The 16,621-nt window shown below is 69.1% G+C and carries 17 protein-coding genes and 1 tRNA gene; 10 read left to right on the forward strand and 8 right to left on the reverse strand.

All coding sequences use genetic code 11. The features are described 5' to 3' along the window. Positions 1–74: 74 nt before the first annotated feature. The 4 genes from AC1ROC_RS16050 to AC1ROC_RS16065 are packed head-to-tail and all read right to left on the reverse strand — an operon-like array spanning position 75 to position 3,916. A complete protein-coding gene (locus AC1ROC_RS16050) occupies positions 75–890 on the reverse strand; it encodes an ABC transporter permease (protein WP_493001373.1) in 816 nt (271 codons plus the stop codon). Further along, positions 887–1,804, reverse strand: coding sequence for an ABC transporter ATP-binding protein (locus AC1ROC_RS16055; RefSeq protein ID WP_493001375.1), 918 nt, complete (start codon positions 1,802–1,804; stop codon positions 887–889). The genes AC1ROC_RS16050 and AC1ROC_RS16055 overlap by 4 nt, the downstream gene beginning before the upstream one ends. A gap of 7 nt (positions 1,805–1,811) precedes the next feature. Continuing rightward, positions 1,812–2,156: a hypothetical protein gene (locus AC1ROC_RS16060; RefSeq protein WP_493001377.1), complete on the reverse strand. Its 345-nt coding sequence runs from the start codon at positions 2,154–2,156 to the stop codon at positions 1,812–1,814. Beyond that, positions 2,153–3,916 (reverse strand): PspC domain-containing protein, encoded by a 1,764-nt coding sequence (locus tag AC1ROC_RS16065; protein ID WP_493001379.1) that lies wholly within the window; start codon positions 3,914–3,916, stop codon positions 2,153–2,155. Before AC1ROC_RS16065 ends, AC1ROC_RS16060 begins: the two co-directional genes overlap by 4 nt. Positions 3,917–4,003: 87 nt before the next feature. Here AC1ROC_RS16065 and AC1ROC_RS16070 point away from each other — a divergent pair, with 87 nt between their 5' ends. Both AC1ROC_RS16070 and AC1ROC_RS16075 read left to right on the forward strand, forming a co-directional pair. Next, a complete protein-coding gene (locus tag AC1ROC_RS16070; RefSeq protein WP_493001381.1) occupies positions 4,004–5,245 on the forward strand; it encodes a PspC domain-containing protein in 1,242 nt (413 codons plus the stop codon). Beyond that, entirely contained in the window at positions 5,242–5,931 is a 690-nt protein-coding gene (locus AC1ROC_RS16075; protein ID WP_493001383.1) for a LuxR C-terminal-related transcriptional regulator, read from the forward strand. The genes AC1ROC_RS16070 and AC1ROC_RS16075 overlap by 4 nt, the downstream gene beginning before the upstream one ends. A gap of 67 nt (positions 5,932–5,998) precedes the next feature. Here the strand turns inward: AC1ROC_RS16075 and AC1ROC_RS16080 are convergent, their stop codons facing one another. After that, the gene (locus AC1ROC_RS16080) at positions 5,999–7,210 is read right to left on the reverse strand and encodes a pyridoxal phosphate-dependent aminotransferase (protein WP_493001385.1); all 1,212 of its coding nucleotides are present in this window, start codon (positions 7,208–7,210) and stop codon (positions 5,999–6,001) included. Positions 7,211–7,405: 195 nt separating this feature from the next. Here AC1ROC_RS16080 and AC1ROC_RS16085 point away from each other — a divergent pair. From AC1ROC_RS16085 to AC1ROC_RS16115, 7 genes are all read left to right on the forward strand, one after another. Beyond that, positions 7,406–7,478: transfer RNA gene (locus AC1ROC_RS16085), tRNA-Trp, on the forward strand. A 43-nt stretch (positions 7,479–7,521) separates the two neighbouring features. After that, complete coding sequence (secE, locus tag AC1ROC_RS16090; protein WP_085371203.1) at positions 7,522–7,794, forward strand: preprotein translocase subunit SecE; 273 nt, start codon at positions 7,522–7,524, stop codon at positions 7,792–7,794. Between the two features lie 70 nt (positions 7,795–7,864). Beyond that, positions 7,865–8,785, forward strand: coding sequence for a transcription termination/antitermination protein NusG (nusG, locus tag AC1ROC_RS16095; RefSeq protein ID WP_085371202.1), 921 nt, complete (start codon positions 7,865–7,867; stop codon positions 8,783–8,785). A 120-nt stretch (positions 8,786–8,905) separates the two neighbouring features. After that, positions 8,906–9,337, forward strand: a complete 432-nt coding sequence (gene rplK / locus AC1ROC_RS16100) for a 50S ribosomal protein L11 (RefSeq protein WP_055890341.1) — start codon at positions 8,906–8,908, stop codon at positions 9,335–9,337. A gap of 74 nt (positions 9,338–9,411) precedes the next feature. Next, complete coding sequence (rplA, locus tag AC1ROC_RS16105; RefSeq protein ID WP_434951660.1) at positions 9,412–10,101, forward strand: 50S ribosomal protein L1; 690 nt, start codon at positions 9,412–9,414, stop codon at positions 10,099–10,101. Between the two features lie 198 nt (positions 10,102–10,299). Further along, positions 10,300–12,297 carry a S53 family peptidase gene (locus tag AC1ROC_RS16110; RefSeq protein WP_493001389.1) on the forward strand — a complete coding sequence of 666 codons (1,998 nt, stop codon included), beginning with the start codon at positions 10,300–10,302 and terminating at the stop codon, positions 12,295–12,297. Positions 12,298–12,366: 69 nt separating this feature from the next. Further along, on the forward strand, positions 12,367–12,912 hold the full coding sequence (locus AC1ROC_RS16115) for a GNAT family N-acetyltransferase (RefSeq protein ID WP_493001391.1): 546 nt from the start codon (positions 12,367–12,369) through the stop codon (positions 12,910–12,912). Positions 12,913–12,924: 12 nt separating this feature from the next. Here AC1ROC_RS16115 and AC1ROC_RS16120 read toward each other — a convergent pair whose 3' ends face one another. After that, positions 12,925–13,893 carry an NADP-dependent oxidoreductase gene (locus tag AC1ROC_RS16120; protein ID WP_085371199.1) on the reverse strand — a complete coding sequence of 323 codons (969 nt, stop codon included), beginning with the start codon at positions 13,891–13,893 and terminating at the stop codon, positions 12,925–12,927. Between the two features lie 139 nt (positions 13,894–14,032). Between AC1ROC_RS16120 and AC1ROC_RS16125 the strand changes: the two genes are divergently transcribed. After that, on the forward strand, positions 14,033–14,725 hold the full coding sequence (locus AC1ROC_RS16125; RefSeq protein ID WP_168688667.1) for a DUF998 domain-containing protein: 693 nt from the start codon (positions 14,033–14,035) through the stop codon (positions 14,723–14,725). Positions 14,726–14,738: 13 nt separating this feature from the next. Here the strand turns inward: AC1ROC_RS16125 and AC1ROC_RS16130 are convergent, their stop codons facing one another. Together AC1ROC_RS16130 and AC1ROC_RS16135 are read right to left on the reverse strand one after the other, a co-directional pair. After that, complete coding sequence (locus AC1ROC_RS16130; RefSeq protein ID WP_168690753.1) at positions 14,739–15,332, reverse strand: YqaJ viral recombinase family protein; 594 nt, start codon at positions 15,330–15,332, stop codon at positions 14,739–14,741. Positions 15,333–15,474: 142 nt separating this feature from the next. After that, a complete protein-coding gene (locus AC1ROC_RS16135) occupies positions 15,475–16,527 on the reverse strand; it encodes a Gfo/Idh/MocA family protein (protein WP_493001393.1) in 1,053 nt (350 codons plus the stop codon). Positions 16,528–16,621 lie beyond the last annotated feature (94 nt).

Below are 16,621 nucleotides of genomic sequence, written 5' to 3' on the forward strand. Positions count from 1 at the left end.
CACCGACGCCGAGGCCCACGGGGCTCAGATCGGTGGAGAACTCGCGGGTGTGGAAAACGCGCGCGTCGCGCTCGTCAGGCCCCGTCCTTCCTGATCCAGCGGAACGTCAGCCGGCACGCCAGCAGCCCGGCGACCAGCCAGACCAGCAGCACGACGGCCATCCACCCCAGCTGCCAGCTGCCGCTCGGCTCCTGCGACTCGAACGATGCGGGCAGGAACACACTGCGCATCCCTTGCGCGATCCACTTCAGCGGGAAGATGCTCGCGATGTTGCGCAGCCACTCCGGCAGCAGGTTGAACGCCAGGTACACGCCGGAGATGAACTGCAGCACGAGCACGATCGGGATGATCACAGCCGTCGCGCTCTTGCCGGTTCGCGGCACGGCGGACAGCGCGATCCCGAGCACGGCCGACGTCACGATGCCCAGCGCGTAGATCCACGCGAACCGCAGCCACAGCTCCGGCTCCGTCGGCAGTTCGACGCCGAACAGCACCCTCGCCATCACCAGCAGCAGCGCGATCTGCAGGATGCTCGTGACGATCACCTGCCCCATCTTTCCGATGAAGTACGAGACGACGGGCAGCGGGGTGCCGCCGAGGCGTTTCAGGGTGCCGTCGCTCTTCTCCACGGCGATGTCGACGGCGAGGTTCTGCACGCCGCTCAGCAGGATGCCCGCCGCAATCATGCCGGGCAGGTAGTAGGCGGCCTGGCTGATGCCGCCGGAGCCGTCCGGAGCCTCTCCCACCTTGCCGAGGCCCTGGAACGCGACGGAGAAGATCCCGAGCATGACCACGGGGAAGAGGAAGGTGAAGAAGATGGTGTCGGCCTGGCGGAAATAGGTGACCACCTCGTACCGGATGCGGACGACGCCGAGCGGAAGCGTCCTCATGCGGCAGACTCCGACCCGGCAGAAGCAGACCCGGCAGCACTGGACGCCGCCGACTCCGCCGCCTGCACCAACCCCAGATACACGTCCTCCAGGCTCGGCCGGATCACCTCGAGGTCGCGCGGTTCGCCGCCCACCTCGGCGGTCAGCCGGGCGACAACCGCCGCCGGCGCGTCCGTGCGCTCTTCGCGCAGCCGCCCGTCCGCATCCCGCCACCGCACGATCGGGATGCGCGCCGCCCGGTCTCCGATGGTGTCGACCGCGCCGATGTCGATCAGTTCGCCGCGCGCGATCACCGCGACCCTGTCGCTCAGCTGCGCGGCCTCGTCGAGGTAGTGGGTGGTGAGCAGGATCGTCGTCCCTTCGCGTTTGAGGTCGCGGATCAGCTGCCAGAACTCGCGCCGCGCCTCCGGGTCGAACCCGGTGGTCGGCTCGTCCAGGGACAGCAGCTCCGGCCGCCCGATCACGCCGAGCGCCACATCCAGTCGTCGTCGCTGACCGCCCGACAGGTTCCGGATGCGCACCTTCGCCTTCTCCGCGAGCCCCACGGCTGCGATCAGCTCGTCCACATCCCGCCTGGCCGGGTAGAAGCGGGAGAAGTGCGCCACCTGCTCGCGCACCGTCACATCGGCGGCCTCCCCGCCGGACTGCAGGACGATCCCGAGTCGCGCCTTCCACTCCGACCCTCCGCGGTGCGGGTCGACGCCGAGCACGCTCACGTCGCCCGAGCTGCGATCCCGGTAGCCCTCCAGGATTTCGATGGTGGTGCTCTTGCCCGCCCCATTGGGACCGAGCAGGGCGAAGGTCTCGCCCTGCTCGATGTCGAAGCTGACCCCTCGGACGGCCTCGAACGGCCCGTACGACTTCCGCAGGTCACGGACGACGACGGCTGGACCTCCGGGGGGACGAGCGCTCATCCACCCATCATGCCCGGCGGCGGCGCTGAGCGCTCCTCACTCCGCCGAGAACGGCGAGCACCACGATGATCCCGCCGGCGACCGCGAGGCCGAGAGCCCACGCGCTCGCCGGGGTGAGCGACGCGAACCACACCTGCGCGGCGATCAGCCGGTCGCGGGCGGAGAGCACGGCGAGGGTGCCGCCGGCGAAGGCGATGAGTATGACCCCCCAGACCACCCCGCCCCAGCGGATCTGTGCCGAGCCACGGGATGCGGTGGGCTGCTGCTGCGCGCCCCACCCCGGCTCCTGGCCGAAGACGACTGTCGGGGTGCTGTCTGCGTTGGTGCCCGCTGTGTTGCCGGTCTCGCTCATCGTGCGACCTCCTCGGTGCTCTGCTGGACGACCACCTGGTCGAACTGCTGGACGCGGATGATCGCGTCCGCCTTCTTCGACGGCCCGACCATGAGGTCCACGGTGCAGAGACGGTCGTCGTCTGATGTCGTGCAGGTGTGCTCGGTGCGGCCTCCGTCGGCGTCGCCCACCGAGATCCCCTGGCCGCGTGTGGTCGCGACGATCGAGACCGTCTTGTCCGCACCGAGGAGGAGGGTGGTGGTGCCGCCGCCCTTGACGAAGTCGACCACCGGAGTGCCGCGGTGCGATTCGAGAGCATCCTCGAAGACGATCGTCGTGTCACCGAACGGCTGAGCGTACTGAGCGTTCCCCGTCGGTCGCAGCCAGGCTCCGTCGAAGACGATCTGACCGCTGCGCGGCACCCACGCCGTCACCAGTGTGACCACGGCGAGCAGGATGCCGAGGAAGATCAGGAACCCGCTGCGCCTCCTGGCCAACCCGGCGATCAGTGTCGCGACGCCGAAGACCAGCGTGGCAGCGGCGAGGGCGGCGGTCACGCCGTAACCGGTCAAGCCGGTGGTCGGCTCCCAGATGGCAGACACGATGGCGGCGGCCACGAGGGCGAGGCCGATCGTCGCCCAGCCGAACGCTGCACCGATCCGCGGGTTCGCCGCCCGGTACGCCCTGCGCTGCGCGGCCGCCTCCGCGGTCGCGACGGACGCCTGAGCCCGCATCTCCGCGGCGCGCTGACGCTTGACGGCGCGCATGTCCTCGTCGAGCCTGGCCTTCCACTGCGCGTGCTCGGCCTGCCAGCTGGCGTGCCTGGTGCGCCAGCCGTCCACGTCCTCCTGCGAGGCGCCGACGGTCGGTGCGGGCGGCTCGGTCGGCTCGGCGGTGACGTCGAGCAAGGGCTTGGTCGCGGAGGCGTCGGTCTCTGCGGCGTCGGCCGCGGAGTCGAGCGGAACGGTATCCGCCGCATCGGGTGTACCCAGCGCATCCGGTGTACCCGCCGCATCCGGTGCCGACGTGGTGGTGGAAGCGGCCCCCGCCGCGTCCGCCGACGTCTCCGGCCCCGAGGCGGTGCCTGCCGCATCGGCGGTCCACACGCCCGGCCCGGGCGCCCCCGCCGCACCGGCCACGCCGCCAGCCACGCCACCGGCAACGCCACCAGCAGCCGCAGCCCCCGACGGCGACGCCCCCGCGCCCGCACCACTCCCGGCCCCCGTGCCGGTCCCGCGGTTGGCGCTCCACGCATCCCGCCCCCAGTTGCCGCGCACCGCCCAGACGATCAGCCCGGCGATCAGCGCGAGCACGATCAGCGTCCAGACCACCCGCCCGATCACGTCGCCGATCGACGGCGACCCCCAGAACCCGCCGTCCGCCCACCAGATCCCCGGCGCCCACGGCAGCAGGGACAGCAGCGCGAGCACCCCGATGCCGACGATGGCCGGCTGGAAGTCGCCGTCGAACAGCCGCTGCAGGTGGATGCGGTTCTCCCTGTCCGGCAGGAGCGCCCACGCCGCTGCGTAGATCAGCAGCATCGGGGCGCCGAGGATCGCGGCGACGACGACGATGCCGCGCACGATCAGCGGGTCGATGCCGATGCGGTTGGCGACGCCGGCGCAGACGCCGCCGAGCCAGCCGTCCGTGCGCACGATGCCGAGGCCGCGCATCCAGGTGAAGAACGTGGTCCCGCGCCCGGAGAGGCCGCTGGTCGGGCCGCCGTACGGCGCACCGGGCGTGCCGGGTGGGGGAGGTGTGGTCGAGTCATGCTGTGACATGCTTCGATCCTGGCGTCGGCGGCGGGGTCGCCGGTATCGGGTATCACCCTGAGTCATCCCTGATTCGTCGCGGCCGGGGTGTCGGGGATGGGCCGAGTCTGCTTGGATTTCACCGTGACCGACACGTTCGCGCCTCGAAGCGCGCCAGCACGCCCTCCGCGGGTTCCGTTGGCGCGCCCGCGGACCTGCGAGCTGAGCGGGGTGAGCGTCGCGCTCGCCGATCACCTCGGCTGGTCGGTCACGATGGTGCGCTGGCTGTTCGTCGCCCTCGCGCTGATCGGCGGGGCAGGCGTCCTCCTCTATCTGTGGTTGTGGGCGCTCACGCCGCTGCGCCCGGCGACGCTGGCCGACCCGCAGGAACGCGTCGTGCGCCGCATCCCCGTCGCGTGGCTGCTGCTCGGGATGTCCGGGGTCGCCGGCATCTCGGCCGTCGCCCTGGCCTCGGCGGGCTCCTCCCCGTTCGGCCTGCTCGCGGCCATCGGCGCGAGCATCCTGCTGGCGGTCGCCTGTGTGGCCTGGGACCAGCTGGTCGACGTCGGTGATGTCGCCCGCACGCCGGCCACCTCCCGCACGCTGCGCATCGCGGCTGGCGCCTTCCTCGTGGTGATCGCCATCGCGCTGAGCTCGCTGGTCGACCAGGCGGGCACGGGCTGGCTGTGGCTCGGGATCATCGCCTCCACGTTCGCGGGCGCCGCCGTGCTCGTCGGCCCGTGGGCGCTGCGGCTGTGGCGCGAGCTGATCGCCGAGCGCACAGCGCGCATCAAGCAGGAGCAGCGTGCGGAGATCGCCGCGCACCTGCACGACTCCGTGCTGCAGACCCTCGCGCTCATCCAGAACAGGGCGGGAGCGTCGAGCGAGGTCGCCAGGATCGCCCGCGCCCAGGAGCGCGAACTGCGCGAGTGGCTCTATGCGGACGCCGCGGACGACCGGGATGCGCAGGTGCGCGACCTCGCCTCCGAGCTGCGGGCCACCGCTGCCGCCCTGGAGGTCGACCATCCGGTGCACATCGACGTCGTCGCCGTCGGAGGGCCCGTCGAGCACGCGCCCAACGAGCTCGCCGCCGCTGCCAGGGAGGCCATGCTCAACGCGGCCAGGCACGCGGGCGGCGACGTGTCCGTCTACGTGGAGAGCCGGGCGGGAGGGGTGGACGTGTTCATCAGGGACCGCGGCCCGGGGTTCGACGTGGATGCGCTGCCGGAGGGCAGGCTCGGCGTCCGCGAGTCCATCATCGGCCGGATGCGCAGGGCGGGCGGGCACGCGACCGTCACCTCCCGGGCCACCGGCACCGAAGTCCAGCTGAGCATCGAGTACGCGAACGAGGCACCATGACAGACCACACCGACCAGCCGGCATCCGCCGCCCCGAACCCGATCACCGTGGTGATCGTCGACGACCACTCGATCTTCCGCTCCGGCCTGCGCGCCGACCTCGACGACCGCCTCTCCGTGGTCGGCGAGGCTGCCGACGTGGATGCGGCGGTCGCCACGATCCTGGCCACGCGCCCCGCCGTCGTCCTCCTCGACGTGCACCTGCCCGGCGGGGCCGGCGGCGGGGGAGCAGAAGTGGTGCGCAGGACCATCGCGGAGTGTCCTGACACCCGATTCCTCGCGCTGAGCGTGTCCGACGCCGCGGAGGACGTGGTCGGCGTCATCAGGGCCGGTGCGCGCGGCTATCTCACCAAGGGAAGCTCGGGCGGCCAGGTGAGCGACGCGGTGGTCGGCGTCGCCAGCGGGGACGCGGTGTTCTCTCCCAGACTGGCCGGTTTCGTCCTCGACGCGTTCGGCGCTGCGGCGGGGGAGCAGGCGGAGTCGACGGATGAGCTCGACAGGCTCTCCGCCCGCGAGCGCGAGGTGATGCGGCTGATCGCCCGCGGTTACTCCTATAAGGAGGTCGCGGCCGACCTGTTCATCTCGATCAAGACCGTCGAGACGCACGTCTCCGCCGTGCTGCGCAAGCTGCAGCTGTCGTCCCGCCACGAGCTCACGGCCTGGGCGCTGGAGCGCAAGCTCCTCTAGCCTCCTCTAGCGCGAGACTCCACTATCTGTTGCGAATCGCCCGGGATCCGCGACAGTTACCGGCATCTCACGCATCCGGTGCGGCGAACAGGCGCTGGAGGCGACGCACGCCTTCGAGCAGTTCGTCGTCGCCGAGCGCGTACGAGAGCCGCAGGTAGCCGGACGGCCCGAACGCCTCTCCGGGAACCGTCGCGACCTCCGCCTGGTCCAGGATGAGGTCGGCCAGCTCCAGCGACGTTGTCGGCGTCACGCCGCCCCAGGTCCTGCCGAGCAGGCCGGACACATCCGGATAGACGTAGAACGCACCCTGCGGCGTCGGGGTGAGGATGCCGTCGATGGCGTTCAGTTCGGACACGATCGTGCGCCGCCGCCTGTCGAACGCGAGCCGCATCTGCTCCTCGGGCTCCTGCGTGCCGGTGAGGGCTTCGAGCGCAGCCCGCTGCGAGATGTTGGACACGTTGGACGACAGGTGCGACTGCAGGTTGGCCGCCGCGGCGATGATGTCGGAGGGGCCGACCATCCAGCCCACCCGCCAGCCGGTCATCGCGTACGTCTTGGCGACGCCGTTGACCAGGATGGTGCGGTCGGCCAGAGCGGGGACGGCGTCCACGATCGAGACGGCCTTCACGCCGTCGTACGTGAGGTTCTGGTAGATCTCGTCCGCGATCACGTAGAGGCCGTGCTCGTCCGCCCAGCGGCCGATCTCCTCGACCTGCTCCGGCGGGTAGACGGCGCCGGTCGGGTTCGACGGGGAGACGAACAGCAGCACCTTCGTGCGCTCGGTGCGTGCGGCTTCGAGCTGGTCGACGGTCACCAGGTAGCCCTGGTCCGCCCCGGCGAACACGTCCACCTGCACTCCGCCGGCCAGCTTGATCGCCTCGGGGTACGTGGTCCAGTACGGGGTGGGGACGAGCACCTCGTCTCCCGGATCGAGCAGGGTCGCGAACGCCTGGTAGACCGCCTGCTTGCCTCCGTTGGTGACCACGACACCGGATGCGGGCACATCGAGCCCGGAGTCCCTGCGCGTCTTCTGCGCGATCGCCTCGCGCAGCTCGGGGAGCCCGGCGGCCGGGGTGTACCGGTAGTTGCGCGGGTCATCGACGGCGGAGATGGCGGCGTCCACGATGTTCTGCGGGGTCACGAAGTCCGGCTCGCCCGCCGCATAGCTGATCACAGGCCTGCCCTGCGCTTTGAGGGCCTTGGCCTTCGCATCCACTTTGAGGGTGGCTGACTCGGCGATGGATGCGATGCGTGTCGAAATGCGCTGCTGTGCGGTCACGGGGCCCAACTTTACAGTCCGCTCCGGGTCACATACACTTGGTCGCGGTAGTTGAAATCTGCCAAGCTTTTTTGCGCCCTTTTTCGATTGAGGTCCGCCGGCGGAACTGCCTCGCTCGCAGAGAAATCTCCGAGTGTGATCGGCTAGCCTGGTCGGGAAGGTGTGCGCGGGAACGCTCAGCGATTTCGCTTTCATAGGGCGGTGGCTCAATTGGTAGAGCAGCGGTCTCCAAAACCGCAGGTTGCAGGTTCGAGTCCTGTCCGCCCTGCAAGTCGTCACTTCAGGTGACGACCCACGAAAGGTGTAACAAGGTGGCCCGAAAAGTTATCGACGAGCCGAGCGAGGAAATCGTCGCCAACGCGAAGAAGGACCGCGCCGCAAAGCGTGGACCCTTCGCACGGATCGCTCTGTTCATCCGCCAGGTCATCGGCGAACTGAAGAAGGTCGTCACCCCGACGCGCAAAGAACTGTTCAGCTACACCGGAGTTGTTCTCGTCTTCGTGGTGATCATGATGGCGCTCGTGTCCCTGCTCGACTGGGTCTTCGGGCTCGGCGTCGTCTGGGTCTTCGGAAACCCGTCCTGACCCAACGCCCGTGTCACGGCCCCAGCAGAGGGCGGATCGACCGGCTACCGACAGAAATGGAATGAATTCAGTGTCTGAGACAAATCGCGACGACGTGGACTGGGCGACCGCAGCCGAGCAGTCCTCCGAAGACGATGAGGCGCAGACCGGCAACGTTCTGGCCCGCGACGAGGAATCCGTCGACGCCGCAGAGCACGAAGCTCTGCACGTGGTCGCAGAAGACGGAACCGAGATCGACCTGGACGCCGTCCTCGACGCGATGGCGGAAGCCGTCGATCCCGAGGCCGACCGCGCCGTCGACGAGGCCCTCGAGGTCGACGACGAGCAGGAGGCGGAAGCCGCTCTCGAAGCCGTCGAAGACGAGGACGAGGCAGCGACCGACCCCTACGAGGAGTTCCGCGCCGAGCTGCGCAGCAAGATCGGCAAGTGGTACGTCATCCACTCGTACGCCGGGTTCGAGCGCCGCGTGAAGTCGAACATCGAGAACCGCATGGTCTCCATGAACATGGAGGACTTCATCTTCGAAGTCCAGGTTCCGATGGAAGACGTCGTCGAGATCAAGAACGGCCAGCGCAAGATGGTCAACCGCGTGCGCATCCCGGGCTACGTGCTCGTGCGCATGGACCTCAACGAGGACAGCTGGTCCGTCGTCCGGCACACGCCGGGCGTCACCGGCTTCGTCGGCAACGCGCACAACCCCACCCCCCTGCGCTTCGAAGAGGCCTTCTCGATGCTGAAGAGCCTCGTGCAGGTCGAAGCGGCTCCGGCCAAGGGTGCTGCGAAGGGCCAGAAGGCCGCGCAGCGCGTCATCCCCGCCGAGGTCGACTTCGAGATCGGCGAGACCATCACGATCAAGGAAGGCTCGTTCGCGGGCCTGCCGGGTTCGATCAGCGAGATCAAGCCGGAGAGCGGCAAGCTCACCGTCCTCGTCTCCCTGTTCGAGCGTGAGACCCCGGTCGAGCTCAGCTTCGACCAGGTCACCAAGCTCTAACGGAATAAGAGCGACCCACCCTCAGTTTTCTCAATCACCGGATCTCGGACAGGCCGAGAAACCGGGAGAGCCGTTCGGGATGAGATCCCGGATGCTCGAATACACAAAGAAGGAAGAAACATGGCACCGAAGAAAAAGGTCACTGGTCTGATCAAGCTTCAGATCAACGCCGGCGCCGCCAACCCCGCCCCGCCGATCGGTCCGGCGCTGGGTCAGCACGGCGTCAACATCATGGAGTTCTGCAAGGCGTACAACGCGGCGACAGAGTCGCAGCGCGGCAACGTCATCCCGGTGGAGATCACCGTCTACGAGGACCGTTCGTTCACGTTCGTCCTCAAGACGCCGCCGGCTGCCGAGCTCATCAAGAAGGCCGCAGGCGTCCCCAAGGGCTCCGGCGTCCCGCACACCACCAAGGTCGGCAAGCTGACCCAGGAGCAGGTGCGCGCGATCGCCGAGCAGAAGATGGTCGACCTGAACGCGAACGACATCGACGCAGCGTCGAAGATCATCGCAGGCACCGCCCGTTCGATGGGCATCACGGTCGAGGCGTAAGTCCTCGTCCTTCACAGACACATCCGTGGCAGAGCCGGCCAGGCTCGCACCACATTCTCGACAGGAGAAATCACATGGCACAGAAGTCAAAGGCCTACCGGGCCGCGGCCGAGAAGATCGAGGCCGGAAAGTTCTACACCCCCACTGAGGCTGTCACGCTCGCTCGCGAGACCGGCTCCAGCAACTTCAACTCGACCGTCGAGGTCGCGCTGAAGCTCGGCGTCGACCCCCGCAAGGCGGACCAGATGGTCCGCGGTACCGTCATTCTTCCTCACGGCACCGGCAAGACGGCTCGCGTCGTCGTGTTCGCGACGGGCCCGGCCGCTGAGGCTGCCATCGCAGCAGGCGCAGACGAGGTCGGCGGCGCCGAGCTCATCGAGAAGGTCGCCGGTGGATACACCGACTTCGACTCGGCTGTCTCCACCCCGGAGCTCATGGGCCAGGTCGGGCGTCTCGGCAAGGTGCTCGGCCCGCGTGGTCTGATGCCGAACCCGAAGACCGGCACCGTGACGCCGGATGTGGCCAAGGCCGTCTCCGACATCAAGGGCGGAAAGATCGAGTTCCGCGTCGACAAGCACGCCAACGTGCACTTCGTCGTCGGCAAGGCGGCCTTCACCGCCGAGCAGCTCGACGAGAACATCAAGGCCGCTCTCGAAGAGGTCATGCGTCTCAAGCCGTCCTCCTCGAAGGGCCGTTACGTTCAGAAGGGCGCTGTGTCGACCACGTTCGGCCCGGGCATCCCGCTGGACGTCAACGCCATCTAGGCAGCGACTGAATCGTTCGATCAGGCCGTCTCCGGTTTCCGGAGGCGGCCTTTTCGTCGTTTACGCGTGATCATCTTTCATCCGTGTAAAACTTTGCAACAGAACTGTCTACCCCTCTTGTGGCGGTAGAACCCATGGGTCTACTCTCGCGATTGGCGCGCGCCGCGCGCCGCTCACTGTCGAGTAAGGATCAACTTCATGACAACTCGCACCACCAGACGAGTCCTCCACAAAAGGGCCGTCGGAATCATCGCCACCGCGGCCGCCGCGGTGGCGTTGTCGATGGCGGGGACCGGAGCAGCGAATGCGGCCGACAGGGTCACTTTCGCCGACTCCGTACCGAGCTGGGCGACTGCAGCCAACGATGCAGGAGCCGCCCCGACGGACCAGACAGTGCAGGGCGAGATCTACCTCCCCCTGCGCGACCAGCGAGGCGCAGAGGCGCTCGCGAAGGCCGTCTCGAATCCGGTCAACCTGGGCTTCCGCAAGGCGCTCAGCCCGAGCCAGTGGATCAACCGGTTCTCGCCGACCCAGGCGGACACGGATGCTGTCGTCAGCTTCCTGAAGACGGCCGGCCTGTCGATCACCGCCGTTCCCGCCAGCCGCCAGTACGTGGTCTTCCGCGGCACGCCGGACCAGCTCGGTTCGATCTTCGGCACGTCGCTGCACTCGTTCGACTACGCGGGCAAGAAGCTCGTCGCGCCGACCAGTGCACCGTCGCTGCCCGCCGCGGTCGGCACGAAGGTGTCCGGCATCAGCATCGAGCAGTCGCGCACGCTGACCAAGCCGGACTCGATCAAGCAGGGCGACCTCGGCGCATCCGGCACTCCGCAGCTGAGCCGCAAGGCGGCAGCCGCCCCCGTCGTGGTGACCCCGTGCTCGCACTACACCGGTGAGCACGTCGTGACCGTTCCGCCGAGCTACAACGGCCAGACGCAGTACAGCACGTACAACTGCGGATACACTCCGGCGCAGCTCCGTTCGGCATACGGCCTCGACACGCTGAGCAAGCGCGGCGTGAACGGCTCGGGACAGACCGTCGCCATCATCGACGCGTACGCGAGCCCGTCCATCGTGAAGGACGTCAACTCGTACTCGCAGCAGTACGGCGAGCCCGGCCTCACCAACTCGAACTACCAGCAGCTGGTGCCGAAGCCGAGCGAGTTCACCGACCAGGAGCTGTGCCAGCAGCCGAGCGGATGGCAGGGCGAGCAGACGCTCGACGTCGAGTCCGTCCACGGCATCGCACCGGGCGCGCGCATCCTGTACGTGGGTGGCACGGACTGCAGCGGTGGCCTCGACGTCGCCATGTCGAAGATCCTCGACAGCAAGCTCGCCACGATCGTGAGCAACAGCTACGGCAACGTGGGTGAGGCTGTCCCCGCCGACGTGATCCAGGGCGAGGTCAACCTGCAGCTGCAGGCGGCGGGCGAGGGCATCGGCCTGTACTTCTCGAGCGGTGACAACGGCGACGAGGTCGCGAACCTCGGATACGCGTCGCCCGACTTCCCCGCATCCTCCCCGTGGGTGACCTCGGTGGGCGGGACGAGCCTCGGCATCGACAAGAACGGCAAGATCGCGTACGAGACAGGCTGGGGTGACACCGTCGACCAGATCGTCAAGAACGCGGACGGCTCGCTCGCATACGTGCAGCCCCTCCCGGGCACCCGGTTCGTCGGCGGTGCCGGCGGTGGCGTGAGCGCCGTGTTCGCGCAGCCCGACTACCAGAAGAACGCCGTGCCCGCCGCCCTGGCGAACGGGCACCGCGTCTCCCCGGATGTCGCTGCTCTCGCCGACCCGTACACCGGGTTCTCGATCGGCATCCGTCCGATCATCGACGACACGACCCTCGAGACGGGCGACTACGTGAACGAGACATACGGCGGAACCTCGCTGGCGTCTCCGATCGTGGCGGCTCAGATCGCGATCGTCCAGCAGGCGACGCACACGTCGATCGGGTTCGCGAACCCGACGCTGTACGGCATCAAGCGCATCCTGCCGAACGCGTTCCGCGACGTCGTGCCGCAGAACCCGACGCAGGCCGTTGCGTACACCAGCGCCACCAGCGGCAACAGCTACCTGGTGTCCTTCGATCAGGACACCACGCTGAAGACCGCGAAGGGCTACGACGACGTCACCGGCCTCGGCGGTGTGACGTTCAACCTGCTGTCCCTCGTCGCGGCGGGGCGCCACTAGCGCCCGCACCGCACGGAACGGCCGGTCGCCCCTTCTGGGGTGGCCGGCCGTTTCAGTAGAGTGGGGCGGGTGACCGTCACCATCCGCTCCGCAGGGGCACGGGATGCGCGGGGCCTCGCCTCCGTCGCCGCCGTGACCTTCCCGCTCGCCTGCCCTCCGCACACCACCGAGGAGGCGAAGGCGGCCTTCGTCGCCACCATGCTCTCCGAGGAGAAGTTCACGGAGTACCTCGCCGACGAGGCGCGCGTGCTGCTGGTGGCCGAGGAGGAGGACGCGGACGGCGGCGTCGAGGCCATCGGATACACGATGGTGAACCTGGGGGAGCCGACGGACTCCGACGTGAGCGCGGCCATCCGCATCCGGCCGTCCAGCGAGCTGAGCAAGTGCTATGTGCTGCCCGGCCACCACGGCGCAGGGGTGGCCGGTGGGCTCATGGAAGCGAGCCTCGCGGCGGCGGCGCAGGCCGGTGCATCCGGAATGTGGCTGGGCGTCAACGAGGAGAACGCGCGGGCGCAGAAGTTCTACGCCAAGCACGGGTTCGAGCGGGTCGGCTCCAAGCAGTTCCTGGTGGGCGACCGGCTGGAGGACGACTGGGTGATGGAGCGGCCGCTCTAGCAGGCCGGTTCGTCAGCCCTCGGCCACCTTGACCACGATCTTGCCGCGGGTGTGGCCGGATTCGATCGCTCGGTGGGCGTCGGCGATCTGGTCGAGCGCGAAGATCTTGTCGACGTGCACGCGGACGTTTCCCGACTCGAGCAGCCGGGCGATGACGGCGAGGGTGTTGCCGTCCGGTGCGACCTTGTAGTCGGTGCCCCTCACCCCGGCCGCCGCCGCCTCCTCCTCGAAGGTCGGCCAGCTGCCGGTGGGCGCGTTGACGATGAGGCCGCCGCGGCGCAGGACCGCCAGCGAGCGGCTGCCGGTGTCGTCGTGCACGTTCCCGACCAGGTCGATGACCACATCCATCTCGCCGGCGACGTCCTCGAACCGGGTGGTCTCGTAGTCGATGACGGAGGACGCCCCGAGCGAGCGCAGCCACGACGCGTTCGCACCGGATGCGGTGGCCGTGACCTGCGCGCCGAAGTACGACGCGAACTGCACGGCGAAATGACCGACGCCGCCGCTCCCCGCGTGGATGAGCATCCGCTGGCCCTCGTGCGCCTTCGCCACCTCGACCACCATGCCCCACGCCGTGAGTGCGGCCAGCGGGGCGCCGGCCGCCTCGATGTGCGACAGGGTCGACGGCTTCCGGACGACGCTGAGGCTCGGCACCGAGACGTACTCCGCGTATGTCCCACCGAACCGGGGGACCATCACCATCCCGAACACCTCGTCGCCGGGCTTGATGGGATGCGCGCGATACGGCGACTCGACGACCACACCGCTGAAGTCGTGTCCGAGCACGGCGGGCAGGTCCCGGATGGCGCCGAACACGCCGCGCCCGGCCCTGGTCTTGGCGTCGATCGGGTTCACGCTCGCGGCGACGACCTTGACCAGGAACTCCGCGTTCACCCTGTCGGGCGTCGCGGTCTCGCCGATCCGCAGCTCGTCAGCGTCGCCGGGCCTGGCGAGCAGTGCGGCCCGCATCGTCTTCTGCATTCGTCGTCCCCTCATCGGCTGCTCTTCAGTCAAGCCCGTCAATGATTCGCGGGTGTTTCGGCGGCGTCACCACGTATGAACAGTGCGTTTCGGATACCCCCAGGACGTTTCCAGGCGGCGTCTGGTTAGGATGCTCCTCGTGAGCAGACTGCTGCGTGTCGTGCGCCAACCGTTCGCGGCACCGCTGCTCGCGCGCGGCTGGCAGCGAGCGGTGCCCGTGCTGCTCGCGCTCGGCACCATCTCGGTGCTCGGCGGGCTCACCATCATCTGGGCGGCGCGGCTCACCGTGCCGTACCCGGTCTACGTCAGCGAGCTCGGCGCTCAGGGCGCGCCGACCGCTCAGCCGTTCGCCGTCGCGCTGCTGTGCATCGCGGCAGGCGGCTTCTCGATTGCGCTGGCGAGCGGGCACATCCGGTCGTCGGTGCGGCTGCTGAACCGGTGGGCGCCCGCCGTGACGCTCGGGTTCGCCGCGATCTGCTTCGTCGTGGCGTCGCAGATCACCTGCACGGCTGCGTGCCCCGTGCCGCTCGCCGATCCGCGGTCGACGGTGCAGGACCTCGTGCACACGGTGACGGCGGTGCTGGGCTTCGGGGCCGCCTGCTACGCGATGCTCCAGGTGGCGTTCGCCTCCACGGTGCCCAGGGTGGCGCGGTTCTCGCTGGTGAGTTGCTTCGCAGTGGCGGGCATCACCATCGTGGGCGGACTGCTCGCGATCGTGCACGTCGCCACGGATGTCGGAGCGTGGCTGGAGCTGATCGGGACGACGGTGGCCATCGCGTGGCTGGCGATCTACTCGCTGACGCTGGTGCGCGTTCCGGTGCTCGCGGAGTAGGCGGGCCGGCAGCTCAGGACGGCTGCGGGCTGGTCGCGCGGCGCAGGGCGTCGATGAGGTCGCCAGCCAAAGCGACGAGCTTCCTGATCTCGGCGTCGTCGCGGTCCACCCACCGGCATTCCGGTTCTTCGTGCAGCGGGACGAACCCGGAGTGCTGCTCCCAGACGAACAGGGTGCGCTCCGCGCCGAGCACGAATTGCTGCCACCAGATCTGCCGCAGGTAGTTGCGCGGGATGCTCCGGAACGGCTTGTTCGTCGTCTTGATCTCCGCGAGCTCGATGGTGCCGCTGGCCCGCACGGTCAGCCCATCCGGTGTCGCCAGGAAGCGGGGCTCTCGCTCGGAGTGGTAGAGCGCATCCGACGGGTGGATGCCGTGGGTGGCCGCCACCCAGGCGGCGATCTCGGGCTCGCGGGTGCGGCCGTGCTGCGTGTAGATGTTGCCCGAGAATCCGGTGCCGTGCAGCTTGTCGTACGCCGCGGACTGCACCGAGCGCGGCGTGGACAGCTTCGCCACGTCGGTCGCGGTGATCCCGCGGCTGCGGGCGCGCAGCCAGGCGACCCTGTCGCTGGAGTGGGCGACGACCCTGCTGAGGTGCCCGCGGTACACGCGGTCGGCATCCGGTGCTTCGAGCTGGAACTCGAGCTCCGCCTGCACTGCCTCCGCCTGAACGACCTCGGCCGGCCGCAGGTCGACGAGAGAGGCTGGACGGGTCAGGACAGGATCGAGCACCCGTCCATTCTCTCTCGCATCACGCCCCCGCGCTCGACCCCACGCCAGCGACGCCGAGCTGGCGGCGCGCCTCGTCGATGGTCTCCACGGTCTGTACCGCCTCGACCAGTGGATGCAGGGGAGAGTCGGTCAGCCCCTCCGTCACGTAGCGGGCGAGCGCAGCGGCCTCGTACGACATGCCCTGCCTGCCCGGCCGCCCGTAGGGGTCGTCCCAGCTGAGCACGTCGCCGCCCTGCACGAAGCGCAGGCCGCTCGCCGACCAGAACGGGCTGCCGGTCTCGACGCGCGCCTCCGACCCGCAGATCGTCGCGAGCGACGGGGTCGCCGCGCGCAGGCCAGTGCTGAGGAGCGCCTGCGCGCCGGTCACCGACGACAGGATGAGCGACGCCTGCTCGTCGACGCCGGTGGAAGCGAGCGTGCCGGCCGCGATGATCCCGGCCGGGCGGCCGATCGCGAACGACGCCCAGGAGACCACGTACACGCCGAGATCGAGGAGCGCCCCGCCGCCGAGGGCCGGGTCGAAGAGCCTGCTGGCCGGGTCGAAGCGCGCGCTGCCGCCGAAGTCGGCGGTCACCACGCGCACGTCACCGAGCGCGCCGTCGTCGAGCAGCTGCCGGATGATGTCGGTCTGCGGCAGGTAGCGCGTCCACATCGCCTCCATCGCGAACACGCCCGCCGCCTTCGCCGCCCGCTCGATGCGCCGGGCGTCCTCCGCGTCGGCCGCGAGCGGCTTCTCCACCAGGACGCTCTTGCCCGCCGCGATGGCCAGCAGGGCGTGCTCGGCGTGCTGGGTGTGCGGCGACGCGACGTAGACCACATCCACGTCGGGGTCGGCGACCAGCTCCGCGTACGAGCCGTACGAGCGCTCCACGCCGTGCGCCGCAGCGAACGCGGCGGCGCGCTCCGCCGACCGCGACCCTGTCGCCACCACGCGCTGCCGCGTGTGCGCGTGCAGCGCATCCGTGAAGTCGGCGGCGATCCCGCCCGGCGCGAGCACACCCCAGCGCAGCGGAGGTGCGTCTGCCGGGTCCGGATGGCGCGGGTCGGGAAGCGAGCGGAGTCGGGTGGTCATGGGACCAGTCTGCCGCACGCGCCGGCGCTCTGTGGGGGCGATTGATCTTCCAGCTATTATGAAAACATAATGCGTACGAGAACCTAAAATTGAA

The sequence above is a fragment of the Leifsonia sp. GW821-FHT13C05 genome (genome assembly GCF_058806515.1).

Bases quoted from the DNA above. Each gene is read 5' to 3' on its own strand.
- AC1ROC_RS16050 (WP_493001373.1), bottom strand. From the start codon at position 890: ATGAGGACGCTTCCGCTCGGCGTCGTCCGCATCCGGTACGAGGTGGTC.
- AC1ROC_RS16065 (WP_493001379.1), bottom strand. From the start codon at position 3,916: ATGTCACAGCATGACTCGACCACACCTCCCCCACCCGGCACGCCCGGT.
- AC1ROC_RS16075 (WP_493001383.1), top strand. From the start codon at position 5,242: ATGACAGACCACACCGACCAGCCGGCATCCGCCGCCCCGAACCCGATC.
- AC1ROC_RS16110 (WP_493001389.1), top strand. From the start codon at position 10,300: ATGACAACTCGCACCACCAGACGAGTCCTCCACAAAAGGGCCGTCGGA.
- AC1ROC_RS16135 (WP_493001393.1), bottom strand. From the start codon at position 16,527: ATGACCACCCGACTCCGCTCGCTTCCCGACCCGCGCCATCCGGACCCG.
- AC1ROC_RS16055 (WP_493001375.1), bottom strand. From the start codon at position 1,804: ATGAGCGCTCGTCCCCCCGGAGGTCCAGCCGTCGTCGTCCGTGACCTG.
- rplK (WP_055890341.1), top strand. From the start codon at position 8,906: ATGGCACCGAAGAAAAAGGTCACTGGTCTGATCAAGCTTCAGATCAAC.
- rplA (WP_434951660.1), top strand. From the start codon at position 9,412: ATGGCACAGAAGTCAAAGGCCTACCGGGCCGCGGCCGAGAAGATCGAG.
- AC1ROC_RS16060 (WP_493001377.1), bottom strand. From the start codon at position 2,156: ATGAGCGAGACCGGCAACACAGCGGGCACCAACGCAGACAGCACCCCG.
- AC1ROC_RS16120 (WP_085371199.1), bottom strand. From the start codon at position 13,893: ATGCAGAAGACGATGCGGGCCGCACTGCTCGCCAGGCCCGGCGACGCT.
- AC1ROC_RS16070 (WP_493001381.1), top strand. From the start codon at position 4,004: ATGGGCCGAGTCTGCTTGGATTTCACCGTGACCGACACGTTCGCGCCT.